Here is a 25,035-nt window from a genome sequence, read left to right as displayed (position 1 = left end):
TTAACAACGTCTGTCAGTCGGGACTTCAGCTCGTCCGTTGTCATCCCGTAACTCCATTGTGTGCGGCAAGAGCATCTGCGAAGCCGAGTGGTGCACGCCCTATCCTTCTTCCACTGGTTAAGACACATAAGCTAGCATCTGATATGCGTTGGTGTATTCCTATTTTCAGGCGCCGCCACAGATCAAGGTCTTCTGCGCTTGGAAGATCTTGCCAGCCCCCGGCCTGAAGATACACATCCGCTCTCACTCCAAAGTTGGCTCCATGCACGTGGGGATGAGTTCCGTCCGAGTGGATTAAATAAGAAAGACGGAATCTGTCCGGGACGGAGGAGTCGTGATCGATGAAGGAGTCCACATCGATAATGCCCGCAACCGCGGCAACTCCTGTCTTCGCATACTCCATTTGATCCTCGAGCCAGGTGACAGGTACTTCACAGTCAGCATCGGTATTCGCCAGCCAGCAGAGTTTTCTTGGTCCCTCATAGCGCTCTAAAGCGAGCTGCACACCTAGCGCCCGTGCGGTTCCCACGCAGCCCGCTTCAATCTCGATGACTATTCCGCTTTCTTGGACGATTTCCTGTGCGACGCGGAAGGACTCATCAGTTGACTGATCGGTAACGACTATCAGGTCGCTTGTCACGTGCGAGGGCAGCATCAGACGGGCCTTTTGTACGGACCGAAGGCATCTGGGAAGAAGATCTTGTTCATCCCGAGCCGGAATGACGATCGCGATATGCCAAGGAGCTTTCACAAACGCACCAGCCGATCAAGCCTCATACTTTGGTTGCGTTCCGAGTGGTCGACCAAGAGCTTCGGATGAGCAAGCAGAATCTCGTGGACCTCATCGCCTGAGATGCAATGATCCTGAGAATGGCCTAGCCAATGCGCAGCCAAAACGGTAGCGCCTTGAGCAATCGAATCGACTAATGTGGAGGAGATCTGCTGCCAAGCTTGAGGGGTGAAGTAATAGCCTATTTCGCTCAAAACGAGGAGATCGAGATTCTTCGCTGGCACTTCGTCTGGCAGCGCTGCGCAACGTACTTCAACATTATGCAAATGAGCACATCGCCTCTGAGCCTGCATGATTGCAGTCGGCGAAAAGTCGATGGCATCAACAGTGCCGCAATATGCTGCTAGACGTTCTGTGAGCACGCCGATGGAACAACCCGGTTCAAATGCCCAGCGATAAGTTCGATGAGCGATCGCATTGATGATTGCGTCGTAACGTCCCAGTTCGTAAGCACTGTGCGAAAAGTCCCAGGGGTCAGCATTCTCTCGATATTTCTCCTCAAAGAAAGCGGGAGACGATTCGACTTTGGTTTCTATACTCACCGGATGTAGACCTCGTAGTCTCGTTGAGTAGGCATCAGCAGTTCGGGTGAAAGGATAGGCTGGCCGTCAGCGTGATCGAATTGAGATGCATGAGCCTCCAAGGCGTAACGTTTTGTTTGGAGTTCAGCATCGGTAAGTGAGACCTTTTCGACAGACAGTCCTTCAAGCATGTCGGGTACACCCCGATGCCACGTCCAAAAGAGGTAAGAGGTGAGGATGACACCCCTGATTTGGGCCACTCTAGCTGCTGCTCGTCCTGCCGCCTCATGGTCGGGATGAAAGTCGCGTTTCCACGGTGCGACAAGGTGCATTCCGCCTTTTACCATCGGCAAGAGTGAATCAACGAGCCGATCTTCGCAGGCGGATACATCCCGATCCGGCAGGCGCAGGCGGCGAATCATAGATTCCGGTACGCCAAGCCGATAAAGTGCTTCAACCTGTTCCTGCACTCGAATCCCACTCATATTTCGTGTGTCGGCATAAGCGTTTTCTCCATCCGTAATAGCAACCACGACTACCGGAACACCTCGCCCGCAAAGTCTTGCGATAAGACCACCCGATCCGAGAGTTTCGTCATCAGGATGCGGAGCCAGAACGAGCGTCGGGGTGAGTGGGGGCTCCCAATTTGGTAGGTGACGTAATTTTGGGAGCCATTCCGTTTCTGGAGTGAGAGGGACAACTGTCGGCATTTCTATGGACCACTTATGGGATAGATGAGAGACACACGGCGGTACTGAATATGTGATGCCATTCTCTATATGGTCAGTTCGTGTGATTCGAGATTTCTAGATAGATAAGCTATGCAAGCTCTCTAAACGTTCATAATGTCAAACATTCCACGTCTCTCATATTTTGCATCCCATGTTTAGCTGCCATACCAGCGCCCATCTTGCGCGACCGACGACCGTTGAGGACAGACTCCGGTATAGCAGTAAGTTCAACTCATTACATAAAGGGTCAAAACATGTCTAAGACAAAAAAGTCTGCCAAGAACGTGGCGGCAGATCATGAAACAGGTGCCGGTGGAGAATTCCATCAAATTGCGGGCACCACGCATCCTCAACTAACAAACCAGAGAGGTCTCGTTGTCGGAGACGACGAGAATTCGCTGAAGGCCGGAGTGCGGGGGCCTGTTCTCCTTGAAGATCATTTGCTGGTGGAAAAGACCCAGCACTTTGACCATGAGCGTATTCCGGAGCGCATCGTTCATGCTCGAGGATTTGGTGCGAAAGGCTATTTTGAGCTGACTCACTCGCTGGAGGGGATTACGAAGGCGCGAGTGCTCACCAAGGTTGGAATTAAGACTCCGGTGTTCACTCGGTTTTCGACTGTTGCGGGCAACATGGGCTCTTCCGACACGGCTCGCGATGTTCGAGGCTTCGCGGTTAAAATGTACACCGATCAAGGCAATTGGGACATCGTCGGCAATAACATACCCGTCTTTTTCATTCAGGACTCCATCAAATTTACCGATCTTATCCATGCCGCAAAGCAGGAGCCAGATCGTGGATTCCCTCAGGCCCAGACCGCACACGATACTTTTTGGGATTTTGTTTCGCTCGTTCCAGAATCCACTCATATGCTGATGTGGATCATGTCAGATCGGGCTATCCCTCGCTCCTTTAGGATGATGGAGGGCTTTGGGGTCCATACCTTTCGGCTGGTCAATGAAGCAGGGGGCTCTACCTATGTGAAGTTTCACTGGCGTCCAACGCTTGGAATGGCATCGATTGTATGGGACGAAGCCCTGAAAATCTCAGGCGCGGATCCTGACTTCCATCGTCGAGATCTGTGGAACGCGATCAACGAAGGGAACTTTCCAGAGTGGGAGCTTGGGGTTCAACTGTTTGACGAGGAGTTTGCGAACAAGTTCGAGTTCGATGTGCTCGACGCAACTAAACTTATTCCGGAAGAAACCATCCCGCTAAAAATTATCGGACGATTGGTGCTGGACCAGAATGTCGATAACTATTTCGCCGAGACCGAGCAGGTTGCTTTCGCTACAACCGACGTCGTTCCGGGAATTGACTTTACGAACGATCCGCTATTGCAAGGGCGTAATCTCTCCTACATAGATACCCAGCTAAGCCGCCTCGGTGGCCCAAACTACGAGCAAATTCCCGTAAACGCTCCACGCTGCCCGATGGCCAACATGCAGCGAGACGGACACATGACCATGATCCCGCAAAAGGGCCGCGTTTCGTATTCGCCTAGCTCTCTTGAAGCGGACTCCCCGCGGCAGGATCCCAAGAACGGATTTACCTCGTTCCGTGGATCTGAAAACGGCGACAAGCTGCGGATTCGAGCCGAATCTTCTGGAGACCACTTCTCTCAGGCGTTGATGTTCTTCAACTCTCAGACGGAACCGGAACAGAACCACATCATCTCGGCGTTCATCTTCGAGTTGAGCAAAGTGGAAACCAAGGCAGTACGAACAAGAATGCTCGGACAACTTGTAAATGTCAGCCCGGAGATCGCCCAGAGGGTGGCCAATGGGCTCGGAATGCTTGACGCAATCAAAGCCGTCCCGGCAAAAGTTCCAGTCAGAACGGACCTTCCAACGTCTGATGCACTGAGCATCCTCAAGAAGGCGATACCGGGAGTAAAGACCAAGGTTATCGGATGTCTGGTAGAGGACGGGTCCGATGCAAAAACGATATTGGCTCTAAAAAAGGCCGTGACGGCTGCCGGGGCTTACCTGAAGATCGTCGCTCCGAAGATCGGAGGCGCCAACGCCTCCGACGGCACCACCATTGAGGCCGACTTTCAATTAGCCGGTGGCTCTTCTGTACTCTTTGATGCAGTGTACGTGCTGCTTTCAAAGGAGGGCGCGACGAAGCTTTCCAGAGAGGGGGCTGCGGTTGCCTGGGTCCATGATGCTTTCGTTCACCTAAAGGTCATGGGCGCTTCTGCCGCGGCTAAGCCACTCCTTGACGCGGCAGGTGTTATTAAGGATGACGGTATCGTCATCGGAGATGACCACAAAGCGTATTTGAATAGAGCGAGCCAAGGAAGGATTTGGAGCCGAGAACCCGGCGTTTGCTCGGTCTTCTAAAGCACACGCATCAGAGTGAGTTAGTCCGCAGTCGTAATGGACTCATTCGTGACTGCCGCCCTCTACCTAATGCTCGTTTAGTTGTGAGAGGGACTCGCGATATCATCGGGTCTATGTTCGGTGGAACGTTGGCCCACCTCGACGATCCAGACCTCAGTGAGCAAGGAAAAGGGGCCGGTCTCTATGAGACCGGCCCCTTTTCTACTCGTAGTAGCTAGACGCGTGTTCCTACTTTTTCCTCGACTTCGGTCGCATCTTCAATGCGATCATCTGATACGTGATGTCCTTCGGATATATTTCCGAAAGTTCCGCGACCACCTTTAGTATCTTCGTTGCCCGCTTCGTTGGCAGACGCAACGTCCTGGGCCCCAGTTTCTTTGAGCGCAGCTTTAGCGGCGTCGATCTGTTCCGAAGTGTCACAGTGAACCGAAAGAAGTGATCCTCCGTCCTTAACTGCGCCTTCGTAGCGTTTTGCTTCATATTCCGGGATGCCAAGACCAACAAGAGCTCCGACGATGCCACCAACTGCTCCGCCGACCCCAAGGCCCGCAAGCGCACCCATGATCGGACCCGCTGCGATGAGCGGACCAACACCGGGGATAGCTAGGGCGCCTATCCCTGCTAGCAAGCCAAGGGTCCCACCAATGACGCCCCCCGTTGTCACACCAGTCGCAGTGCCTTCGGGAGCTTTTGTGCTCTTTTCGTGAGCAAAGGCGCGCGTGCTGTCATCATCTGGGAGAAGAACAGAGATCGATTCGTTGGTGAATCCCTTGGACAGGAGGTGATCTACAGCAGCCTCTGCGGTAGCGGGGGTTTTGTAAATACCAAAAACTGCAACGTGTTTACTTGACATGTGTAACTCCTTTGAAACTTTTGAAGCGTTGATGATGAGTGGACTTGGGTGCGAAGCCTACTGTTTAACAGTGAGCTGATTCGTGAGCTTATCTGCTGAGATCAGCGCAGATACGTCGGAAGCAACCTGCTGCTTCTCCTCCTCCGATTTGACTGGCCCTTTCAGGGTGACCTGGCCGTCGAGCGTGATGATCTTCACGTTGTGGGCATACATTGAGAGCGTTTTGTCCGCGATGATCGCTTTCCGGATCTTCGCCGTGGTCATGCGATCGGCGGTCGAATTTGATTGGTTGTCAGCGTTCTGGCTCTGGTTTTTATTCTGTTGTGAGTTATCGGGCGCGGTTTGCTGAGCGCTCGCAAGTGAGACCGGTGCAAAAGCACAAAGGAGCGCCATTGCCGCGGTAGCGGGGGAAATTCTACTCAAGTGTTTCATGAGACCTTTCGGCGGACAGAGCGCCTGAGCTGCCGGGTTTACACATCTTGCATCCCGAAGTGCAGTCAGTGGTGTGACGGGAGTAGATGGAAGAGAGTTGTCTTTGATCGGGGTTATTACAAAGAGAACACACAGCGACAAAAAATCCTGCCTTGAGCCAATCTCACACCACTTGATGCACCGCAGCGGAGGTACGATCTTCAGCTTAAATTCAGTGAGACTCTCTCATAGGATGAGACACGATTGGCATCAAATGAAGATGCGGAACGCAGTTTTCTACGGTCCCATACGGAATGGTCTATGGGCCGAGATGCCCGGTATGCTGCAACTTGGATGCGAAAGTGAGTCACTCCTCCCGCAGCAAGATCAGAGGATCGACTCCGAGTGCGCGTTGGGTAGGGATCCATGTAGCTACCAGTCCCAGCAGCAGCATCGTCAGAACGACACTGACCAGGACAAGCGGATCGCGGGAAGGAGTGCCACCCGCCGTCGCTCCCGTGCTGGATGACGAAAAGTCCCTCTGTCTGAGGCACATTCAGCGGGCGCAGAATCAGCGAATTCAATACTCCAAAGACAAGGGCGTTGGCTCCAATGGCGAGTGCCAGCGTGACAAACGCGGCGATGGTGAAGCCGGGAGACTTGCGCAGTTGGCGTAAAGCGAATCGCAGATCCCGCAGCAGGGCGGCCATGTTGTGCTCCGGGTTACGGCGGATATGTATGGAATGACGGGCAATTAGAGAGCCAAAGTGTTCTTTCACTCAACTTGATGGAACGAATTAGCGTTCGTGAATGAACAGCGGGGGCGGCGAAAGCGGGCTCTCGTCCTTCAGACAACGGCAACATGCCCATACACTCATTGAGGCAACAGCCACGCTCGATGAGCGCATTGGAGATTTATCGCTCGTCGAGATTCACACTTACAACTCCAGCATCGATCGATAAGAACCTCCAAGTCCACATTCGCACTGCCAGAACTTGTCTTTCGACACCAAAGGGCGCGCGGAGGTGACCCCGCGCTCCAAGCAGGTTGCATTCGCTCCTGCTTATCAGTCATCTCATATTGTGTATATCGTTGATTTGTCTCGGCGACGTTTCATTAGGCAAGCGGCAACAACTATTTGTACAAAGTGGGAGGATCGCTATGTCCAGTAAAGGCAGAGCAAAGGATCGCATCGTTACGCCAGCCAGCCCGGATATAGCACGGTTCCTAAGTGAATCCATTTTGCGACAGCCGTCCAGCGTCGAGTTGGGATGGAAGAACTTTGCAGTAGAGCGACGCACCATTGTGCCCAGTGAATTTCCGGAACTTGCCATGGGCAGGCACTTCCTCATCCTTTGGGAAGGTCATGTTGCCGAAGGTGAAACTGCCTCTCGAGGTGGCCGCTTTTCTGCATACAAGAAGTATCCAGATACCATAACGACCTGCCAGCCAGGTCTCAGACCAGCCATCCGCAATCGCTCCAGTCATGAAGTGATAGTTGCTGCTTTAGAACCAGAGTTTATGACCGGCATGGAAGAAGAACTTGATGCACGGCCCAGTGAACCTTCGCAAGACCACCACGGAACGGGCGATCCCGATCTCAGAAATCTCCTCCGCCTCCTTCATAACGAATCCAATGCTGGAGGCCGGTACGGAACCCTCTACACGGATTCGTTGACGATTGCCCTTGCCACCCGTCTGATGTTTGCGTCACGTGTAAAGAACTTTGCTCTCAAAACAGCAGCATATCTGCTGCCTAATCGTGTACTCCGACGCATCATCGATCGCATGCGTGTCGACCTCGGCACTGACTTAGACCTGTCAACGCTGGCTGCGGAAAGCGGCTACAGTCGTGCCCATTTTTTGCGTACATTCAAAGCAACTACTGGACAAACACCTCACCGCTATCTCAGCGAGCTTCGATTGCAAAAAGCCCGAGACCTTCTTGTCGCTCAATCCCTTCCATTGATCGACATAGCTGCGGCTTGTGGATTTTCCAGCCATGCTCACCTCAGCACTGCTTTTCACGCGAGGTTCGGTCTGCCGCCAAGTGAATACCGGCGCGGACAAGGCAAAACTCAAAAGTAACAGTGTGTAATTCAGTGATCTTCTGCTGTAAGCATGATTCTTTGCTGAAAGAAACTACTCCATTCATCAGCCATACTCGCCTTAGTAGATCGCGCCTGCGATCACGAAGGTGAGAATATGAGCCATACGAGCACAGCTTCACACAACTCGGAACTTAAAGATCAGTACGACTTCATCGTCTGCGGCGCCGGATCGTCCGGCTCAGTGGTTGCTGGAAGGCTAGCCGCAAATCCAGAGATCAGTGTCCTCCTTCTTGAGGCGGGCGGAAGCGACGAGACCGATCAGGTGCTGGACACCGATCGCTGGCCAATGAATCTAGGTGGTGAGCTCGATTGGAGCTTCGTCACTGAACCAAATCCTAACCTGAACGGGCGTTCGATTGTTTACTCAATGGGGAAGGTCGTAGGCGGCGGATCCAGCATAAATGTTGGCACTTGGTCCAGAGGACACCAGGCGGACTGGGACATGTACGCTACCGAGGCTGGTGATCGAAACTGGGGTTATGACTCTATCCTCAAACTCTATCGGAGTCGAGTGGAAGATTGGACCGGTACTCCTGACCCAGCATTTTACGGTGTAGGCGGAGCGATGCATGTGCAGCCCGTGAATGATCCGGACTCCTTTTCTCTCGCAGTGCTCGATGCTGCAGATTCCTCCGGCCTGAAGCGATTTCAAAACTCCGGTGGTCAGATGATGAAGGAGGATGGAGGGTGCGCTGTCGTGGACAACATTGTCAACGACGGGAAACGGCAGTCCGCCTACCGTTCCTATGTCTATCCTCGGCTGCAACAGTCCAACCTAACCGTGCTGACGGGTGCCCTGGCAACTCGCATTGTCCTGGACGGCAGTCGCGCGACCGGGATCGAGTTTGAGTACAAAGGACAGCTTCGCCAAGCCAAAGCCAGTTTGGAGATTGTGCTCTCTCAGGGCGCCATTCAAACACCGAAGCTGCTCATGCAGTCTGGTATCGGCGATAAGGCCGAGCTTGGTAAGTTTGGGATCACCGTAAAGCAACACCTACCCGGCGTTGGGCGCAAACTGCATGATCACGTCGCGCTTGGCCTTGTATGGGAAGCAACCGACGCACCTCTGCCACAGCAAGCGAGAAGTGCTGCCGTGGCCTTCTGGAAAACAGACCCGTCCTTGGACGCGCCGAATTTCTATACCTATGGAATCGGCATCCCGTTCCTCACACCCGAGAACGCGGCCAAGTATCCACCTCCCGAAGCCGCTTGGACACTTTTTATGGGAATGCGGCCAAGGAGTAGAGGCTCGATTCATCTCACAGGCGCGAAAGCTTCTGACCAGGTGAAAGTCGAAGCCAACTATCTGTCCAACCCAAGAGATCTCGAGGATCTGATTCTTGGGGTGCAACGCGCTCGTGAAATTGGTAATGCTGCTGCCCTTCGTCCTTACACGAAACGCGAGCACGCTCCGGCGAACCTGACCGGCCCAGCACGTGAAGAATATATCCGCAATGGTCTCGTTACTTTTGGCATCAATCGGGCACGGCGAAGATGGGCCGAGATGATATGTCAGTGGTCGACAATAAGCTTAGGGTTCATGGTATCGAAGGTCTTCGTATAGCGGACGCCTCTATTCTGCCGCGCGTGACGACCGGAAACACAATGGCACCTTGTGTCATCGTCGGCGAGCGAGCCGCCAGCATGTTGCAAGAGGAACATAACTTAGACCTTGTGTTGTGTGATTCGGCATCGTCATATTGACGACACGACATGCGGCGCAGCCGCTTCCGCTGGGGTTGAAGATCCGGGGGCAACCCCAGCTGTAATGATCAAAGAAGTGAGATACTGCGCGAAGTTCTTATGGCAACGCAACACGAATTCATTATCTAATTTCTCGAAAAGTTGGTTATGGCGACTATGAATTTGGATTGGCGATAACACGCCAATGCACTTATTGAGTGACGGCCAGACCGTTAGAGGCCTGATCGCAGTCGGCGGAGCAAGCCGCATCTACGTGAGTGCTTATTCACGACAGAGGCGTGATTGGACTTGACTGTCCGCCCGACCAGAGCGTCACTGTCCACACGGCTGATTCTTCAGCCCATATGGAGAGTAATGCGCGGAACACTTTCGGCACGAATTGAGGTCCTACCCACCCTAGATAGAGCCCAATTACTTGCAACTTGGGCAGAGAACTTCAGCTATGATCCGCCCCCAAAACTCCGTAAGGAGTTGATGGTCGCTCTTTTGGCCTACCGGATCCAGGAAAAAGAGTTCGGGGGCTTGTCGCATACGGCGCGGAGACGGTTACGGGAAATTGCCTTGACTTTGAAAGGGGAAGGGCCGTCACAAGAGAAAGCTGACTCCTCACCTCAAAGCGGAGCGAGGCTCCTCCGCTTATGGCACGGTGAAACGCACGAGGTCATCGCCCTCGGGAATGGTTACGAATATCGTGGACAGCGGTACTCGAGCTTGTCCAGGATCGCACGCGAGATTACCGGGACTCGGTGGTCCGGGCCACTTTTCTTCGGAGTTCGCAAACCGTGACTCATGCGACGCGCATCCGTTGCGCCGTCTACACTCGCAAATCCTCTGAAGAAGGGCTGGAGCAGTCCTTCAACTCCCTCGACGCCCAACGAGAGGCGTGCGAAGCCTACATTTTGAGCCAACGCCATGAGGGCTGGCATGTCGTCGCTAACCGTTACGACGACGGCGGGTTCTCTGGTGGCAACATGGAACGTCCGGGGCTCAAGAAACTTCTGGACGATATCGCGGCGAAACGAGTCGATAATGTGGTGGTCTATAAGGTTGACCGGCTCACACGTTCTCTGGCCGACTTCGCTAAGATCGTCGAACAATTCGACAAGCAGGGGATTAGCTTTGTGTCGGTAACCCAGCAGTTCAACACTACAACCTCCATGGGCAGACTGACCTTGAATGTGCTCCTGTCCTTCGCGCAGTTTGAGCGTGAAGTCACGGGGGAACGTATCCGCGACAAAATCGCTGCATCGAAACGCAAGGGTACTTCTCTCGCAACCGCTGGTCGATGGGTCGTCCTGAGGAAATTGCGGCGGTCGCGCTCTTTCGGTGAGTGCATTTTCCCCACTGCACTCACTAAGATACGACAACTACCAAGACCTCGGCTTGTCGTCAGCGCACCGCAGGCGACGACAAGGGCGCTCAGCGGTATTCATCTGTAGCATTATCTCTGCGGTGGTTCGCCTAATTCAATGCGAGGGGATCTTCCGATTCGACGCCACTGAACGTGCTACCGGGAACCGGCGGAGTGGGGAAGACAGCAATACTGCCCTACCAGGTGGGCAGATTCGGGCTCTGAAACCGTGCGGATTTGTGGCCGAGCGAGTTTGCCCTGACGTCCACTGGAAAGAGGTCATCGGTTTCAAATTCATGATGGACTCACTGTCTCATTGCCATCGTCAACGCTTCCATGCAGGATTGATCAAGAGTTAGCGGTGCATCATCCTGCATTAGGGTGAGAACCTCCTCACATTGGAGTTTCTGTCGATAAGGCCGTGAGGATGAAAGAGCATCGTAGATGTCCGCAACGGTCAATATCCGCGCGAGAAGCGGTAACTGTGGACCCTGCAGTCCTCGCGGGTAACCTGAGCCATCGAGTTTTTCGTGATGTGCTGCTGCTACTTCCGCGATTTCTTCAAATCCCGGAATTTTATCGAGAATCTCTTTTGTGTATTGAGGATGTTTATAGATATAGTGCCATTCCCAAGTTGTGAGTTTGCCGGGCTTTTCTAGTATGACATTTGGTACGCCGAGCTTTCCAATGTCGTGGAGTAAAGCTGCGCGCTCCAGCAGTTTGGTATCGCGCGAATCCAGACCCATCACCTTAGCAATAGAGACCGCTATCCTGGCAACACCGGTAGAGTGAGTAAAGGTGAAAGGAGACTTAGCGTCCACCACCTCTGCGAACGCGAGGCAGATATTGTCCACCAAAAATATATTGGGACACTGTCGGTAGCCTTCGGGAGCAAGATTAATCACGTGAGACAAGATCTCTGGCGATTGCAGATCACTCCACAGCTCGCAGTGGTCGTGCAGTACGTCTGAGACTGTGAGCAACCCGTCACCAAACCACCTACTGCAGCGTCTGGCTACGAGATCGATAGCGGTTACGGGGCCGTATCGCTCCGCAGCAATGTCCAGTGTCTGAGCGATTTTGATGATGCGAGCAAGCAACGATATCTCTTCGCCCTGTACCCCCTGAATTGATTCCACGTCGTCCCAGCGTTCATCGGATTGGTAGATCGCTTCGCAGACCTCGAACGGCAAGCCTAAATCTCTAGCGATACGAGCGGCACGCTCACAAGGAAGACTAGCGGCCGTATCAAAAGACTCAGCGGTGCTGCAGCTAGAAAGAATGTTCGAACTTTGCGGAAGCGTCTGAGCCCAGCCACAGCACAAGGAAGAGGTCCGCGTATGCTTGCTGGTCCTTGTATTTTCCGAATTTGAGTCGATATTGTCCGATAGTGTTTTAGCGATCAAAGATGAATTCCGATTCGGAGCCATCTTGTCCAACGTGCGTGAAGAGTTGCCCTTACAGCCAACATCCTTGAACAAAATTGCCGAATAGAGATGAGAGAGCATCTCTTGAGACAAACCAGCCCGTTCTCCTATACGCATGCCTATCATGCAAGAGCGAAGAACATGTCCCATCGGATGTCCTTCGGTCAAGTCCAAGACGAACGAGAGAGCGGGAATCAGTGCTGAAAAAGGCAACGAGTTCGGATTATGTAGTGCGCCCTCATAAGAAGAAGTTGCAACGTTTGAGAGTGAGCTACTCATGAAGGTCTCCGTGGATCGAGTGGTAACAGGTGTGAAGGGGGCGTCCACTGGCTGCGGACGCCCCACTCGTCATCTCGAACGGCCATGCTAGCCGTCAGGGATGCATTTGGAAAGCTGCTCGGCGATTTTGCTGCCAGCAACTCTCAGTTTCAGCCGTGCATATCTGCGCCTCCTTTCCGAAGCTGATAACTTGAATTCGATCGGCATCAACGCCTGCTGCGATTAGAGCGTTCCGCGCGGCGTTGGCGCGTTCTTCCCCGAGCGCTAGGTTGTATTCGGCCGAGCCGCGTTCATCCGCGTACCCCCCAACCAGGACACGAATTGATGGATTGTCTTGCAGATACTTCGCGGCATGTTCGATAGCGGTCTGCGCATCGGCCCGGATGTCGGCGCTGTCGTAGTCGAAGAGAGCGTCCTGAACATTTTCGTGGAAGATAGCTTCTCTTTTAGCCCGTGCAATTGGATCAGCATCGTTAGAGTCATGCCCAAGTGAACCGGCGTGCGAGGTGACACTAAAGTCCGCATCGCAGTCGGCTTTGGTCGAAAAGCTGGAGGCCAAAGAGGCGTGCCCAGTGACATGATAGGTGCCGTCGGCCAAACCCGCGGTGTTGACGGAGACTCGCGGGCCAGACCCTACTATGGCACCTCCGCTGGATGCCCAAGTGTAGTTGACGTTGAGGTATTCCGGTTCGGTTTCTGCGTGACCTGTGATCTGCAGGGGTTGTCCTGCGTCGACGGTGGCAGCATTGGCATCGCAGGTGAAAGTAATTTCCCTGGGTCGGTGATCCACCATGTGAACGGGAGTTGAAGGTGAGTCCTGTTCGCCGAACTTGATGACGATGCCGGCACCAATCATGAGGTGGTTCTGCGTATTGGTGGAACCGTTTGGCAGGGAAGTTCTTAAATAGTTGGCATCGACGGCGCGAATGGCGATGCGATGGGTGAGGTTGATATCGACGCCGCCGCCGGGAGAGAACGCAAAGCTGGTTGCGCTGGTGGTGAACGAGGTTGATGTCGGGAAATAAGAGCCGCTTCCGTGAGCGCCGCCGAAGAGGATCTGGCCATAGGGTACAAAACGATGGCCTGTCAGTGACACCTTGGGCCCGGCCTGGAAGGTGGTGAGGGTGAGATCCTGTCCCAGCAGGCTGATGTCGTTAGCGTGCCCCCCAGTAAACTCGCCCTCGACGCTAAGCCAATGGGAAAAGTAGAAATCGCCGGAGACGTATCCCCCATTCAAGCCGAAGTAATCAGATTGTCCGGGAGGTGCGTTTGCGTTCATATGGTTGAAGCCGAGAGAGACAGAGTAACGGGGAACAAAGAATGCCGGGTCGTCGGGCCTCTGCTGCCCGATGGCAGCAGAGACTCCAACCATAACGAAGACCAAAGCGAGATTGAGAGAACGCAACATTTGAATCTCCTTTCCGGGGCTTTACGCCCCGGTGTTGGGATTTGGTGAACTAGTACAGCAGCGTGATGGAGGGCGAGGTCGTCAGCGGGTTCGTGTCAACCAGAACGAACCTGGTTGGCGTAATCGCGTAGATGACATCCGTGCCGTAGGTGAATCGGCCCGCCGTCGCATCGGTAAGGGTGTAAGACCTCGTGCTGGTTACACCGAGGCTGAGCAGATTGATGTTTCCGACGCCGACATTTTCATCGACGGTGGAAGTGGCACTCCCTGTCCCGTTGGCAACGATGAAACCGGAGGCGTTGACGCTTGCCAAAGAAGCAGCCGCTGTGGTTCCGTACACGAACGTTCCATCGAAGGTGGCCGTCGTGAAGGGAGCTCCAGTCTGCGCTTCAATGTTGCCTAGCCCGGCATAACCAGATTCCAGGAAGTACCCGTGAGCCGGTGAGCTGAGATAGAAAACACGCGGAGCAGGTGCAGGTCCGGTGGGTATGCCTAGCAAGGTGGGTACGGGATATTGCAGCGTCCCGCGTCCATAAGAAGCAACAGCACAGGTGATCGGTCCGGTTGTCGCATCGGAGCTAAGCAGGCCGCCGAGCAACCCAGTGAGGCCGGGCAGCAGCCCCGTGAGGGTATTGACCAGCGCGGTTGTCCCACCAAGATCTACGTTGGTAATTTGGCAGTTTCCGTCAGCCGTTGCCGTTCCTCGGAAGATCGTTGCGGTGGAGAGGTTGAGTACGTTCTCCAGAACCAGTCCAGTTACCAAGCCAGGATTGGTTGCGGAGTTTTCGTACCCGATGAATGGCCCGTTCATTGACGCATTGCTGAAGGTGCTTTGCGTCTGGAGTTGCGTTGAACCAGCAAGGAGGATGAAGCTGGAGTGTTTGTCGGTTGAAATCACAAACGACCGGTTTGCGTTCACCAGGTAGACTGCATAGTCCGAGGGATAGCCGGTCGGAGTATTCTCCGTGGTCATCGTCAGAGCCAGTCTGCCGTTTGCATCAGCAGTTGTGAAGCTGCCGCCTAGAACCTCTGTATGGTAGTTTGTCGCTCCATTATTGGAGTCGCCCGTACCCACGATGCTCGAACCAGAGGTTGTGAATTGGCCGACAGCCGCTGCAGGGCCTGCGATAAGGCCTGCGGTACAGGCGGGCAAGCAGGGTGCGTCGCCGGAGAGTCCGAAGACGTACTTGCCATTAAGGCCAGCTGTAAAGGCCGTTGGTTGTTGGGCCAGCATCGTACCCGAACCACGGGTACCAGCCAGATTAGCGTTGTCATACTCGATCATGTCCGCCTCTGCGGAGATAGTGGACGGAGATACAGGCGCCTTCACCGCGATCGCGTATGTGGAGGTTCCGGCCGTCGTGCCATCTGCATTCAAGTTGGTGATCGTCATCATGCCGCGGTTATCGGTACCGATTGTGTAGGTGCCGAGGAACTCGTTGCTGCTGATCGTGTTTCCGGTCGGATTCGAAGCTTGATGGTTGGCGTCCAACTCACCATTACCGATAACGCCAGTTCCATCTGCAGTGAAACTGCCGACTGTCGCCGTCTGATAGGCCAGAACGCCGAGGAGTACGTCGTCGTAACCTTGGAAGAGATAGGCGTAAGGGCCAGTCAGTTCCGCATCGTTCGGAGTTGTGGGGTAGACCACCAGTAACACAAGCGGCAAGGTTGCAGTTTGCGGAGTGGCCTCGGTGTCAGTGACCTTCACTGTGAAGCTGCTTGCTCCAGGTGCAGTCGGTGTTCCACTGATGGTTCCATCGGTGGCGAGAGTGAGTCCGGGAGGCAGGCTTCCGGCACTGATTTGATAGCTGTACGGAGTGATTCCTCCTGTGGCAGTCAGAGTCTGCGTATAAGGCACACCGAGGATTGCGTTTGGAAGAGATCCTGTCAGGCTTAGCGGTGAGATGGGCGAGACAGTCAGGGTGACCGGCCCGGTGGTTGTTGAAACGGGGTTGCTTGAATCGGTAGCCTTGACTGTAAGGTTTGCTGTGCCTGCAGTCGTTGGCGTTCCAGTGATAAGGCAGTTCGTCGCAGTCAGTCCGACAGGAAGCGTGCCGGCCATGATGGTGCAGGTGTATGGGCCAGTTCCTCCGCTAACGCCGATTGATCCGCTGTAAGGCGTCTGAACCGTCGCATTTGGTGGCGACGTTAGAGTCAAGGTTGCAATGGCCGCAGTAATCGTCAGGGACACCGGTCCTGTGGTGGTATTCGCAGGACTACTTGAGTCAGTAACTCTCACGGTAACGGTCGCTGGTCCCGCAGTGGTTGGGGTTCCGGTTATGACACAGTTAGCAGCTGTGAGTCCGGCAGGGAGTCCTGCAGCGATCACACAGGTGTATGGTCCAGTCCCTCCGGTTACACCGATTGTCGCGTTGTACGGTGTTCCGACCGTCCCGTTCGGTAGCGAAGAGAGAGTTAAGGTTACGCTGGCGGGCAAGACCGTCAGACTGACCGGCCCCGTAACTGTCTCTGTGGTAGTGCTCGAGTCCGTCGCCTTGACCGTGAGGTTTGCGGTGCCAGCAACCGTTGGCGTGCCGCTGACCACGCAGCCCGAGATCGAAAGTCCCGCTGGCAATATTCCCGCTGTGACATTGCAGGAGTAAGGAGCCGTACCGCCAGCCACCCCGATCGTCGCCGTGTAAGGAACGCCAACAGTCGCATCGGATAACGATGACAGCGTCAACGAAAGCGGGGCAGGCAGAACCGTAAGGCTCTCCGGTCCGGTAGTCGTCTCGACAGGACTACTCGAGTCCGTCGCCTTGACCGTGAGGTTTGCGGTGCCAGCAACCGTTGGCGTGCCGCTGACCACGCAGCCCGAGAAGGAAAGTCCCGCTGGCAATATTCCCACTGTGACATTGCAGGAGTAAGGAGCCGTACCGCCAGCCACCCCGATCGTTGCCGTGTAGGGAACGCCAACAGTTGCGTTTGGCAGCGATGAGAACGTCAACGTAAGAGGCGCGGGCGAAATGGTGATGGTGACCGGGCCTGTAGCAGTCTCAACTGGATTGCCTGAGTCCGTTATCTTTACGGTGATCGTGGTTGTTCCAGGGCTCGTTGGCGTGCCGCTAACTGCGCAGCCGTTGAGCGTGAGGCCTGCCGGCAGGGTGCCCGCTGTGATTGCGCAGGTGTAAGGCGGCGTTCCGCCGGTTGCCCCGATGGTACCCGTGTAGGGAACACCCACCGTTCCGCCAGGCAGACTTGTAATGGTCAATGAAAGAGGCGTCTGGGGATTGATGAGGATGCTGAAAGGTGCGCTTGCTTTAGTCCGGGCTGCATCCAGAGCTTGAGCAGTGAAGGCCGATGTTCCCTGCGTTGTTGGCGTTCCAGAGATAACGCCTGTTGTGGAAGCGAGGGCGAGACCGGTAGGAAGCGTGCCGGAGATAATGCTCCACGAGTAAGGTGAGGTTCCACCCGACGCTGCAAGGGTGGTCGTATAGGGTGTTCCTACTGTTCCGGCAGGAGGATTTCCGCCGATAACGGTTAACGGCCCAGATTGCCCGGTACCTGAACCCGTCGAGATCACAATCGTTTCTTGCGCGCTCACTGTGTCTGGGACGTCGCTCGAATCAGTAATCTGAACCATGAAGGCAGAGGTACCTGCGACTGTGGGAGTACCGGATATCACGCCTGTTGCGGTATTAAAGCTGAGACCGGCAGGAAGGGAACCGCCAGCCATGCTCCATGCCAGCGCGCCCGTGCCGCCGGCAGCGGTTAGTGTGGTGGTATAAAGGCTGCCTACGGTCCCAACTGGAGGCGCGCCGGAAATTGTGGGATCAGGATTGACTGTGATGCTTACGATGCTGGAATTTTTTGTGCCTGTAACTCCTGCCGTCAGAGTCAGTTTCATTTGTGAAGTGATGTTGGCAGGGGCCGTATAAACGACCGAAGCTCCAGTCGTGCTTGAGAGCGATCCGCACGCACTCGAGGTGCAGGCAGCGCTCGATAGCCCCCAGGTAACAATCGGGGTCCCGGTGAGCTTTGAGTTGACCATGAAGGACTGACCGGCATCTAGGGTGATTGCGGAAGTCGATAAACTGACGACGCCACCTCCGGGGTAGCCACCTGAGCCACATCCGGTAAATGCCAGGCAAATCGTGAGAAAAAACAGCAGTGCCGCACTCACGCGAATGACATTCTCCACAACGGATCTTCCCGCGCGACCCTCGTTCAGCGTTGCAACGCGATCCACATTCAAAGACGACATAGATTTGCTCAGCATGGAAAACTCCTTTTGATTTCGGTAGTAACGAACGAAACTCGGTGAAGTTTCTTTTGGCGTCTCAAGCATGGGATTGGCGACAGGGGGCGACAATTGAAATCTCAGAGGAGTTACGGCTGGGGAGTTTGAAGACAACAGCAATCGGAGACAGGAAGTCATTTCATCGCGTTCAAACCAGGGCTTACGGGGCAGCTGCAACATAGTTCCTCCAAGGCCGAATCGAGAACACAAAAGTTCCAAAAGTAACCGCAAAATTTTGCAGTCATCTTGTATAGGGAGGTACCGTGACTTTGGATTGGGGATTTTGCGATTAATCCATCGTTTGATATCAAAAGCGGCTATTTCTTTCGCTTTTCGCGGAAAACAAACTTTCTTATTGACCTGCTTTAGGGGAGTGTCGCAACCCACAAACATCGAGTAACTGACAATTCAAACGCTCAAGCAACCAAATAATTGCGAGCGCGGTTACCACGAATTGAAAGGTAACCTATTTAAGGTATTGCTATTTAGCGCCTCTCGGATCAGTATTGGTGCTCAAGTTGCAACGTCTGTTGAGCAGCACGACGGGAGCGGCAGAATGACCCAAGAGTACAAACGACACCAAAGCTTCCCGCTCCGCCTCTCTCCATCTATTCGCGAGCAAGCCAACGATCTTGCGCACCTCGAAGGCATCTCTCTTAATCACTTCATCAGTTTGGCAATTGCAGAGAAAATAAGCAGGATGGAGCAAGCAGTCTTGAACAAGGAGCAGGCGGCACCTAAGAAAACGCTGACTCGAACTGATCTGCGTCCAGAGAAACTGACTTGACGCACTAGTCGTCGATGCTGGTGTTCGACGGAGTCGCTCAGTTGCGGCAGCACACGCATGGATGTGGGCATGAGCCACCAGATGAAGCGTAATCGAACCTACGGCAGCACCCATCCAATTTGGGGATTCTCGAGAGTTTTTTGCCACAGTGTTGGCGGATAACAGACATACTGAGATTGAATGGCGGAGAGTGAGGGATTCGAACCCCCGATAGACTTACGCCTATGTCTGATTTCGAGTCAGGTGCATTCAACCGGGCTCTGCCAACTCTCCGCACTTTTGTCAATCACCCTGGACCTTGTCTTTGGCATGGCCAAAGCAGAGATGCCAGTGTGGTGTTAATTGCAGTCTGAGGAACTGTAACTAACCTCTCGACGGCAGCCTCAATACTAGCCAGGGGCTGCGAAGAGTGCACATCCATCGATAGTGATCTATAACCGGGCATCTCTCAGATGATTCGGAGATCCTGCCCAGCTAGGACAAGTCTACCGGCAAAGGTGGGTCTGGTGCAATGCCGTCTTGCCCCGTCGATCCCACACTGCGTGCTCTGGCGCACAACCTCGGTTCATCTAATATGGTGCGAGCATGGATGGTGCGAGCAAGATGCAAATGAATCTGTATTGGGAAGTAGTAGAAATCTTCGAAGCTATAGTCAGCGGAGGCAGATGTTGAGAAGGGAAGACCTCTCCGGGAAGAGAGTCGTCGTTACCGGGGCAACCGGCTTCCTCGGCGGCTATGTTGTCGACCAGCTTCAGAGAGCCGACGCTACCGTCATTGCCGTCGTCGACCGCAGCCGCACCGCTCGTCGTCCCGAACACCCAGCCAGATCCATCGAAACGCTCTGGTTCGACCGCCCGGAAAAGCTGGCAGAATCAGTTCAATCCGCGAAGCCCGACTACGTAGTCCATCTTCACGCAGCAGTAACGACAGACCGCAGCGCCGCAGCGGTTCGAAGTACGCTCGAGACGAATCTTCTTCCCTCGCTCGATCTCATGACGGCCTGCGCGGAGACGCAGGTGAAGCGGCTTATCCTCCTCGGCTCGGGAGAGGAGTTCGGTCCCGTCACCGGACCCTTCGATGAGAACACCGCATCGGATCCCGCCTCGCCCTACGGCGCCAGCAAGGCGGCGATCACAGCCTATGCCAGGATGTTTCATCGCGCCTTTCAGCTTCCCGTCGTGGTTCTCAGGCCATCCGTCGTCTATGGTCCCTTCCAGGCTCCGCGCATGCTCATCCCGCAGGTGCTGCAATCTCTCTTCGACGGAAAAGAGGTTGCCGTCACCGAAGGCAGGCAGACACGCGACTTTATCCACGTAGAGGATGTAGCAAAGGGCGTTGTCAGCGCTCTTGTAAGAGAGGGCATCGAGGGTCGTTCCTTCAACCTGGCCTCCGGTGAGGTGGTTACGGTGAGAGATTGCCTGGAACGGATCGAGCACATCACAGGGCGCCACGGGCTCATTCGCTACGGCGCCCTTCCGTATAAGACAGGCGAGATCTTTTCCTACGAACCGATTGTCGAGAGAACTTTTTCCGCTCTCAACTGGCGGCCAGCCCTCTCACTAGAAGAGGGCCTCACCAAAACCTGGGAGTCCGTTCGTGATGGTTGACTTTAGCTGAAACCACACTAAAGTAGAGAGCAGGAAGAGAGCCTCTTTGACCCCAGTAAAGCCGCTTATTTCAATCGTAGTGCCTGTCTTCAACGAGGAGGCGAACATCCTTCCTTTCTACGATGCCGTGTGCGCAGAGACAGAAAAACTAGAGGACTTATACCGGTTCGAATTTGTCTTCACCGACAATCACAGCTCCGATCAGACCTTTCCCCTTCTGCGGGATCTCGCCGCGCGAGATAGCCGGGTCCATGCCTATCGGTTCTCGAGAAACTTCGGATTCCAGCGCTCGATCATGACCGGTTACACACGCGCGGGTGGCGACGCAGCGATTCAGCTTGACGTTGACCTTCAGGATCCTCCCGAGTTGATCGCGACTTTCTTGCAGGAGTGGCAGCAGGGAGCGGATGTCGTCTATGGCGTCCGCATCAAACGGCAGGAGTCCTGGCTTCTCAATCTGCAAAGAGTCATCTTCTATCGTCTGATCGATCGACTCAGTGAAGAGAAGATTCCCGTCGACGCGGGCGACTTTCGCCTGATCAGCCGGCGGATCATCGACCTCCTCAAGAGCTTCGAAGACGCTCAACCTTACTTGCGCGGCACCATCGCCACCATGGGCTTCAAGCAGGTTGGAATCCCGTACAGCCGCAATGCCAGGCTCCGCGGAGAGAGTAAATTCCCGTTTTCAAAGCTGGTGTCGCTCGCGCTGGATGGAATCCTGAATCATTCGGTGGTGCCGCTTCGTCTCTCCACCTACTTCGGACTTATCATCTCGGTGATCACGTTGATCTCGATCATCGGCTACACCTCGGCAAAGCTGATCTTCCGCTCGCAATGGCCGGCAGGTTTTGCCACACTGGCCGCTCTCAGCCTGGCATCGATTAGCATCAATGCGATGCTTCTCGGCATCATCGGCGAATATCTTGGCCGTATGTATCAACAACTGAAGAAGCAACCACTCACGATCATTGAAGATGTAGCCGGAGTAGCGGAAGGGGACAACCTGTCCTTGACGTCCACGGTTACAAATAGCTTGTCGGGCAATTAGAGGGAATTAGACGTTACTTGGCGAAACGGAGATACAACATAGATACTTGGTCACGAACGCTAACGCTCGCAGCACGTCCGGGCAAAAGGAAATCAAAGCATGAAAGCAGTCATCCTCGCGGGTGGACTTGGAACACGACTGTCGGAGGAGACCACGCTTCGACCCAAGCCGATGGTGGAGATCGGTGGACTGCCGATGCTCTGGCACATTCTCAAGATCTACTCCCAGCATGGCATCAACGACTTCATCATCTGTTGCGGATACAAGGGCTACGTGATCAAGGAGTTCTTCGCGAACTACTTTCTCCACATGTCCGACGTCACCTTCGACATGCAGTTGAACAAGATGCAGGTCCACAACTCCGTCGCCGAACCCTGGCGCGTCACGCTGGTCGATACAGGCGAGCTGACTGGAACGGGTGGCCGCCTTCGTCGCGTGAAGCAGTACCTCGATCCGGGCGAACCCTTCTGCATGACCTATGGTGACGGCGTCGCAGATGTCGATATCACCGCATCGATTGCATTTCACAAACAGCACCGGAAGGCCGTCACGCTCACCAGCGTTCAGCCCATCGCCCGCTTCGGCGCACTGGGACTCAACAACACGCAGATCTACTCCTTCCAGGAGAAGCCGTCCGACGAGGGAGGCTGGATCAACGGCGGCTTCTTCGTCCTCGAACCGTCAGCAATAGATGCCGTCACCGATGATTCGCAGATGTTCGAGCGGGAGCCCATCGAGACGCTTGTGAACAAAGGGGAGGTTCATGCCTTCTTCCACCGCGGCTTCTGGCAGGCGATGGATACTCTGCGCGAAAAGCAGCATCTGGAAGAGCTTTGGCAGACAGGCAAAGCACCCTGGAAGACCTGGTAGATCGCTCGCGCCGCGATGTGAATCATCATCGAGCGCACTCGGTCTACGGATTTAGAAACAAGAGAGGCGGAGGTTCATGTCGCACGATGCGAAGTTCTGGGCCGGAAGGCGCGTCTTCCTCACCGGGCATACCGGTTTCAAAGGTGGATGGCTCGCTCTGTGGCTCTCTCGTCTGGGTGCAGAGGTTCGAGGCTATTCGCTCGACCCCTGCACGACACCCAGCCTCTTCGACGCCGCCCGCATAGGCAGCAGAGTGGAAGACATCCGCGGTGACATCCGCGACGCGGCCCATCTAGAGAGCTCCATGAAGAGCTTCGCGCCAGAGGTCGTCTTTCATCTCGCCGCCCAGCCCCTGGTGCGTCTCTCCTACGACGATCCCATCACCACCTACGAGACGAACGTAATCGGCACAGCGCGTGTGCTGGACTCGGTTCGCCGTACGCCGTCGGTTCGCGCCGTAGTCTCGGTCACGACCGACAAATGCTACGAGAACAAAGAGTGGGTGTGGGGCTATCGCGAGACTGATCCCCTCGGTGGCTACGATCCCTACTCCAGCTCGAAGGCCTGCGCCGAGATCGTCTCAGCCGCCTTCCGTCAGTCTTACTTCCCGGTCGACAAGATCGCCGACCACCGGGTAGCCATCGCCACCGCACGCGCCGGCAACGTCATCGGCGGAGGCGACTGGTCGCTCGACCGCTTGCTCCCCGACCTCGTCCGAGGTTTTCTCTCCGGCAAGCCCGTGCCCATTCGCCGCCCGCACGCGATACGTCCCTGGCAGCATGTGCTTGAGCCGCTCCACGGCTATCTGAGCCTCGCCGAAAAGCTGCTCTCCGCAGACCCCGCGAAGTACGCAACAGCCTACAACTTCGGCCCGGCAGACGACGACGCGCGCCCCGTAGGTTGGATTGCAGAGCGCATGACCAGGACCTGGGGCGACGGCGCCTCGTGGGTTCTCGACGAAGACCCCAGCGTGCACGAAGCCGGCTATCTCAAACTCGATGCAAGCCGAGCCCGCGCAGACCTGGCCTGGACGCCGCACCTGCATCTTGCCGACGCGCTCGATTGGCTAGTCCGCTGGTACAAGGCGCACGAGACCGGCGCGGACATGCAGGCTTACACCTTCGACCAGATCAATCAGTACGAGACAATCCTTGCAGCCCCGCCGAAATTTTAGCTTCGATGGAAAGCGTATCTCTCAGCAATTTATCCTGAAGGTGATAAAGAAGACGCTTCATTGCGGGGATAAAGAGCCTCATGGAGCAGACAGCACAACCCGCCGCAGCATGGACCTCCGACCTCAAACAATGGCTGCGTGAGTTAGCCACGCACTCCGGCTTCGACACCGCAGGAGTAGCGCCAGTAGCCTCTGCCTCCGTCCCTCCCAACGCAAATTCACTCGACGCGCACCGATTCGAAGCCTGGATCGATGCAGGCCGAGCAGGCGAGATGGACTACCTCAAGCGTCGCGACGAGCACGGCGTCCTGCTCCGAAGCGATGTGCAGGTCGCCATTCCCTGGGCGCGTTCGGTCATCGTCTGCGCGCTGAACTACAACGCCCCCGCCCCACTCTCCATCGACTCATCCCCACCCAACACCGGATGGATCGCCCGCTATGCCTGGAGCGGCCGCACCGATCCCGCAAACCCCGACGAACTCGCCCCCACCGACTATCACGACGAGTTACTAAGCCGCCTCAAAAAAATCGAATCCCAACTCCACGAGCGGTTCGCCTGCCAGACTCGCTGCTACGTCGACACCGGCCCCCTGGTGGAGCGCTCCGCAGCCGCAAAGGCAGGCATCGGCTGGGTCGGCAAGAACACCTGCATCCTCGATCAGAAGCTTGGCTCCTGGCTTCTGATCGGCGTCATCGTCACGTCGATCCCGGTATCGTCCGCGTTCGAACTCGAAGCCTCTGCGGACCGCTGCGGAAGCTGCACCCGCTGCCTCGACGCCTGCCCCACTAACGCGCTGGTCGCACCGCGTGAGATGGACGCCTCACTCTGTATCGCTTATCTCACCATCGAAAAAAAAGGCGTTATCGCCGAAGAGCTACGCGAACCGATGGGCCGCCAGGTCTTCGGCTGCGATATCTGCCAGGACGTCTGCCCCTGGAACCGCCGCTCTCCCACCTCCCAAAGCGATGGTATGCTCGCGCGAAGACAGTTGATCAACCCGTCCCTCACCTGGCTCGCCGAGATGGACTCCGCAGCCTTCAAGCGATGGTTCAAGGGCTCTCCCCTCGAGCGAACCCGCCTCAAGCGCCTGCATCGCAATGTCGCCATCGCCATGGGAAACAGCGGCGACACGCAGTTCCTCCCCCAACTCGAGCAATGGAGCGCGTCCGAAGATTCCGTGCTAGCCGAGTCGTCGCAATGGGCCATAGCACGCATCCACAGCCTCGCGACGTCTCACGACAGCCTCACCACAACCTCAAGACCGCTCCAACCCGCCAGCTCTCTTAAGCCAACACCGGCGACCACCAAAAACGGACACCCTCTGCTAGCATCGGAGTGAATCGCCGGTCGCCGCTCGCCGAATCTTGCATCGA

21 protein-coding genes and 1 tRNA gene are annotated in these 25,035 nt (G+C 55.3%); 13 read left to right on the top strand and 9 right to left on the bottom strand.

The features are described 5' to 3' along the window. Positions 1-40: 40 nt before the first annotated feature. From HDF10_RS11230 to HDF10_RS11220, 3 genes are read right to left on the bottom strand one after another with little or no spacing between them, the layout of a single operon-like run. Positions 41-751, bottom strand: a complete 711-nt coding sequence (locus tag HDF10_RS11230) for a glycosyltransferase family 2 protein (protein WP_183813345.1) — start codon at positions 749-751, stop codon at positions 41-43. Continuing rightward, positions 748-1,332, bottom strand: coding sequence for an SAM-dependent methyltransferase (locus HDF10_RS11225; RefSeq protein WP_183813343.1), 585 nt, complete (start codon positions 1,330-1,332; stop codon positions 748-750). The genes HDF10_RS11230 and HDF10_RS11225 overlap by 4 nt, the downstream gene beginning before the upstream one ends. After that, positions 1,329-2,021, bottom strand: a complete 693-nt coding sequence (locus HDF10_RS11220) for a PIG-L deacetylase family protein (RefSeq protein ID WP_183813341.1) — start codon at positions 2,019-2,021, stop codon at positions 1,329-1,331. The genes HDF10_RS11225 and HDF10_RS11220 overlap by 4 nt, the downstream gene beginning before the upstream one ends. Positions 2,022-2,296: 275 nt before the next feature. Between HDF10_RS11220 and HDF10_RS11215 the strand changes: the two genes are divergently transcribed. Then, positions 2,297-4,387 carry a catalase gene (locus HDF10_RS11215; RefSeq protein WP_183813339.1) on the top strand — a complete coding sequence of 697 codons (2,091 nt, stop codon included), beginning with the start codon at positions 2,297-2,299 and terminating at the stop codon, positions 4,385-4,387. 214 nt (positions 4,388-4,601) lie between these two features. Here HDF10_RS11215 and HDF10_RS11210 read toward each other — a convergent pair whose 3' ends face one another. Further along, positions 4,602-5,240 carry a general stress protein gene (locus tag HDF10_RS11210; protein WP_246373366.1) on the bottom strand — a complete coding sequence of 213 codons (639 nt, stop codon included), beginning with the start codon at positions 5,238-5,240 and terminating at the stop codon, positions 4,602-4,604. Positions 5,241-5,297: 57 nt separating this feature from the next. Continuing rightward, a complete protein-coding gene (locus tag HDF10_RS11205) occupies positions 5,298-5,672 on the bottom strand; it encodes a BON domain-containing protein (protein WP_183813337.1) in 375 nt (124 codons plus the stop codon). Positions 5,673-6,148: 476 nt separating this feature from the next. Here HDF10_RS11205 and HDF10_RS11200 point away from each other — a divergent pair, with 476 nt between their 5' ends. From HDF10_RS11200 to HDF10_RS11180, 6 genes are all read left to right on the top strand, one after another. Then, positions 6,149-6,328, top strand: coding sequence for a hypothetical protein (locus HDF10_RS11200; RefSeq protein ID WP_183813335.1), 180 nt, complete (start codon positions 6,149-6,151; stop codon positions 6,326-6,328). Positions 6,329-6,813: 485 nt separating this feature from the next. After that, positions 6,814-7,740, top strand: coding sequence for a helix-turn-helix domain-containing protein (locus HDF10_RS11195; protein ID WP_183813333.1), 927 nt, complete (start codon positions 6,814-6,816; stop codon positions 7,738-7,740). Between the two features lie 117 nt (positions 7,741-7,857). Further along, positions 7,858-9,327 (top strand): GMC family oxidoreductase, encoded by a 1,470-nt coding sequence (locus HDF10_RS11190; RefSeq protein WP_221271631.1) that lies wholly within the window; start codon positions 7,858-7,860, stop codon positions 9,325-9,327. Further along, positions 9,258-9,467 carry a GMC oxidoreductase gene (locus HDF10_RS20570; protein WP_221271629.1) on the top strand — a complete coding sequence of 70 codons (210 nt, stop codon included), beginning with the start codon at positions 9,258-9,260 and terminating at the stop codon, positions 9,465-9,467. Before HDF10_RS11190 ends, HDF10_RS20570 begins: the two co-directional genes overlap by 70 nt. 354 nt (positions 9,468-9,821) lie before the next feature. After that, positions 9,822-10,253, top strand: a complete 432-nt coding sequence (locus tag HDF10_RS11185; RefSeq protein WP_183813331.1) for a DUF2924 domain-containing protein — start codon at positions 9,822-9,824, stop codon at positions 10,251-10,253. Next, on the top strand, positions 10,250-10,906 hold the full coding sequence (locus HDF10_RS11180; protein ID WP_311732736.1) for a recombinase family protein: 657 nt from the start codon (positions 10,250-10,252) through the stop codon (positions 10,904-10,906). The genes HDF10_RS11185 and HDF10_RS11180 overlap by 4 nt, the downstream gene beginning before the upstream one ends. Positions 10,907-11,123: 217 nt before the next feature. Here the strand turns inward: HDF10_RS11180 and HDF10_RS11175 are convergent, their stop codons facing one another. From HDF10_RS11175 to HDF10_RS11165, 3 genes are all read right to left on the bottom strand, one after another. Beyond that, positions 11,124-12,524, bottom strand: a complete 1,401-nt coding sequence (locus HDF10_RS11175; RefSeq protein WP_183813328.1) for an HD-GYP domain-containing protein — start codon at positions 12,522-12,524, stop codon at positions 11,124-11,126. Between the two features lie 94 nt (positions 12,525-12,618). Beyond that, the gene (locus HDF10_RS11170; RefSeq protein ID WP_260177815.1) at positions 12,619-13,932 is read right to left on the bottom strand and encodes an OmpA family protein; all 1,314 of its coding nucleotides are present in this window, start codon (positions 13,930-13,932) and stop codon (positions 12,619-12,621) included. 49 nt (positions 13,933-13,981) lie between these two features. Further along, positions 13,982-18,154, bottom strand: a complete 4,173-nt coding sequence (locus HDF10_RS11165) for a beta strand repeat-containing protein (RefSeq protein WP_260177814.1) — start codon at positions 18,152-18,154, stop codon at positions 13,982-13,984. A 577-nt stretch (positions 18,155-18,731) separates the two neighbouring features. On the opposite strand from HDF10_RS11165, the gene HDF10_RS11160 reads away from it, so the two are divergent. Next, positions 18,732-18,962: a toxin-antitoxin system HicB family antitoxin gene (locus HDF10_RS11160; protein ID WP_183813326.1), complete on the top strand. Its 231-nt coding sequence runs from the start codon at positions 18,732-18,734 to the stop codon at positions 18,960-18,962. Positions 18,963-19,143: 181 nt separating this feature from the next. On the opposite strand, the gene HDF10_RS11155 is transcribed toward HDF10_RS11160, so the two are convergent. After that, a tRNA-Ser gene (locus tag HDF10_RS11155) sits at positions 19,144-19,235 on the bottom strand. Positions 19,236-19,627: 392 nt separating this feature from the next. Between HDF10_RS11155 and HDF10_RS11150 the strand changes: the two genes are divergently transcribed. From HDF10_RS11150 to queG, 5 genes are all read left to right on the top strand, one after another. Beyond that, complete coding sequence (locus HDF10_RS11150) at positions 19,628-20,569, top strand: NAD-dependent epimerase/dehydratase family protein (RefSeq protein WP_183813324.1); 942 nt, start codon at positions 19,628-19,630, stop codon at positions 20,567-20,569. A 46-nt stretch (positions 20,570-20,615) separates the two neighbouring features. Continuing rightward, positions 20,616-21,617 (top strand): glycosyltransferase family 2 protein, encoded by a 1,002-nt coding sequence (locus HDF10_RS11145; protein WP_183813322.1) that lies wholly within the window; start codon positions 20,616-20,618, stop codon positions 21,615-21,617. A gap of 99 nt (positions 21,618-21,716) precedes the next feature. Continuing rightward, the gene (gene rfbF, locus HDF10_RS11140; protein WP_183813320.1) at positions 21,717-22,487 is read left to right on the top strand and encodes a glucose-1-phosphate cytidylyltransferase; all 771 of its coding nucleotides are present in this window, start codon (positions 21,717-21,719) and stop codon (positions 22,485-22,487) included. 76 nt (positions 22,488-22,563) lie between these two features. Further along, entirely contained in the window at positions 22,564-23,661 is a 1,098-nt protein-coding gene (gene rfbG / locus HDF10_RS11135; protein WP_183813317.1) for a CDP-glucose 4,6-dehydratase, read from the top strand. A gap of 80 nt (positions 23,662-23,741) precedes the next feature. Further along, positions 23,742-25,001, top strand: coding sequence for a tRNA epoxyqueuosine(34) reductase QueG (gene queG / locus HDF10_RS11130; RefSeq protein ID WP_183813315.1), 1,260 nt, complete (start codon positions 23,742-23,744; stop codon positions 24,999-25,001). The last annotated feature ends 34 nt before the right edge of the window (positions 25,002-25,035 follow it).

Source organism: Tunturiibacter empetritectus (assembly GCF_014201375.1).
In the GTDB taxonomy this organism is placed as follows: domain Bacteria; phylum Acidobacteriota; class Terriglobia; order Terriglobales; family Acidobacteriaceae; genus Edaphobacter; species Edaphobacter lichenicola_D.
Note: the sequence above shows the minus strand (reverse complement) of the source record. Positions and strands in the feature narration are given on the sequence as shown.

Excerpts from the sequence above, each read along its gene's own strand:
- HDF10_RS11220 (WP_183813341.1), bottom strand. The coding sequence starts at position 2,021 with ATGCCGACAGTTGTCCCTCTCACTCCAGAAACGGAATGGCTCCCAAAA.
- HDF10_RS11215 (WP_183813339.1), top strand. The coding sequence starts at position 2,297 with ATGTCTAAGACAAAAAAGTCTGCCAAGAACGTGGCGGCAGATCATGAA.
- HDF10_RS11210 (WP_246373366.1), bottom strand. The coding sequence starts at position 5,240 with ATGTCAAGTAAACACGTTGCAGTTTTTGGTATTTACAAAACCCCCGCT.
- HDF10_RS11205 (WP_183813337.1), bottom strand. The coding sequence starts at position 5,672 with ATGAAACACTTGAGTAGAATTTCCCCCGCTACCGCGGCAATGGCGCTC.
- HDF10_RS11195 (WP_183813333.1), top strand. The coding sequence starts at position 6,814 with ATGTCCAGTAAAGGCAGAGCAAAGGATCGCATCGTTACGCCAGCCAGC.
- HDF10_RS11190 (WP_221271631.1), top strand. The coding sequence starts at position 7,858 with ATGAGCCATACGAGCACAGCTTCACACAACTCGGAACTTAAAGATCAG.
- HDF10_RS20570 (WP_221271629.1), top strand. The coding sequence starts at position 9,258 with ATGGGCCGAGATGATATGTCAGTGGTCGACAATAAGCTTAGGGTTCAT.
- HDF10_RS11185 (WP_183813331.1), top strand. The coding sequence starts at position 9,822 with ATGCGCGGAACACTTTCGGCACGAATTGAGGTCCTACCCACCCTAGAT.
- HDF10_RS11175 (WP_183813328.1), bottom strand. The coding sequence starts at position 12,524 with ATGAGTAGCTCACTCTCAAACGTTGCAACTTCTTCTTATGAGGGCGCA.
- HDF10_RS11170 (WP_260177815.1), bottom strand. The coding sequence starts at position 13,932 with ATGTTGCGTTCTCTCAATCTCGCTTTGGTCTTCGTTATGGTTGGAGTC.
- HDF10_RS11165 (WP_260177814.1), bottom strand. The coding sequence starts at position 18,154 with ATGCTGAGCAAATCTATGTCGTCTTTGAATGTGGATCGCGTTGCAACG.
- HDF10_RS11160 (WP_183813326.1), top strand. The coding sequence starts at position 18,732 with ATGACCCAAGAGTACAAACGACACCAAAGCTTCCCGCTCCGCCTCTCT.
- HDF10_RS11150 (WP_183813324.1), top strand. The coding sequence starts at position 19,628 with ATGTTGAGAAGGGAAGACCTCTCCGGGAAGAGAGTCGTCGTTACCGGG.
- rfbF (WP_183813320.1), top strand. The coding sequence starts at position 21,717 with ATGAAAGCAGTCATCCTCGCGGGTGGACTTGGAACACGACTGTCGGAG.
- rfbG (WP_183813317.1), top strand. The coding sequence starts at position 22,564 with ATGTCGCACGATGCGAAGTTCTGGGCCGGAAGGCGCGTCTTCCTCACC.
- queG (WP_183813315.1), top strand. The coding sequence starts at position 23,742 with ATGGAGCAGACAGCACAACCCGCCGCAGCATGGACCTCCGACCTCAAA.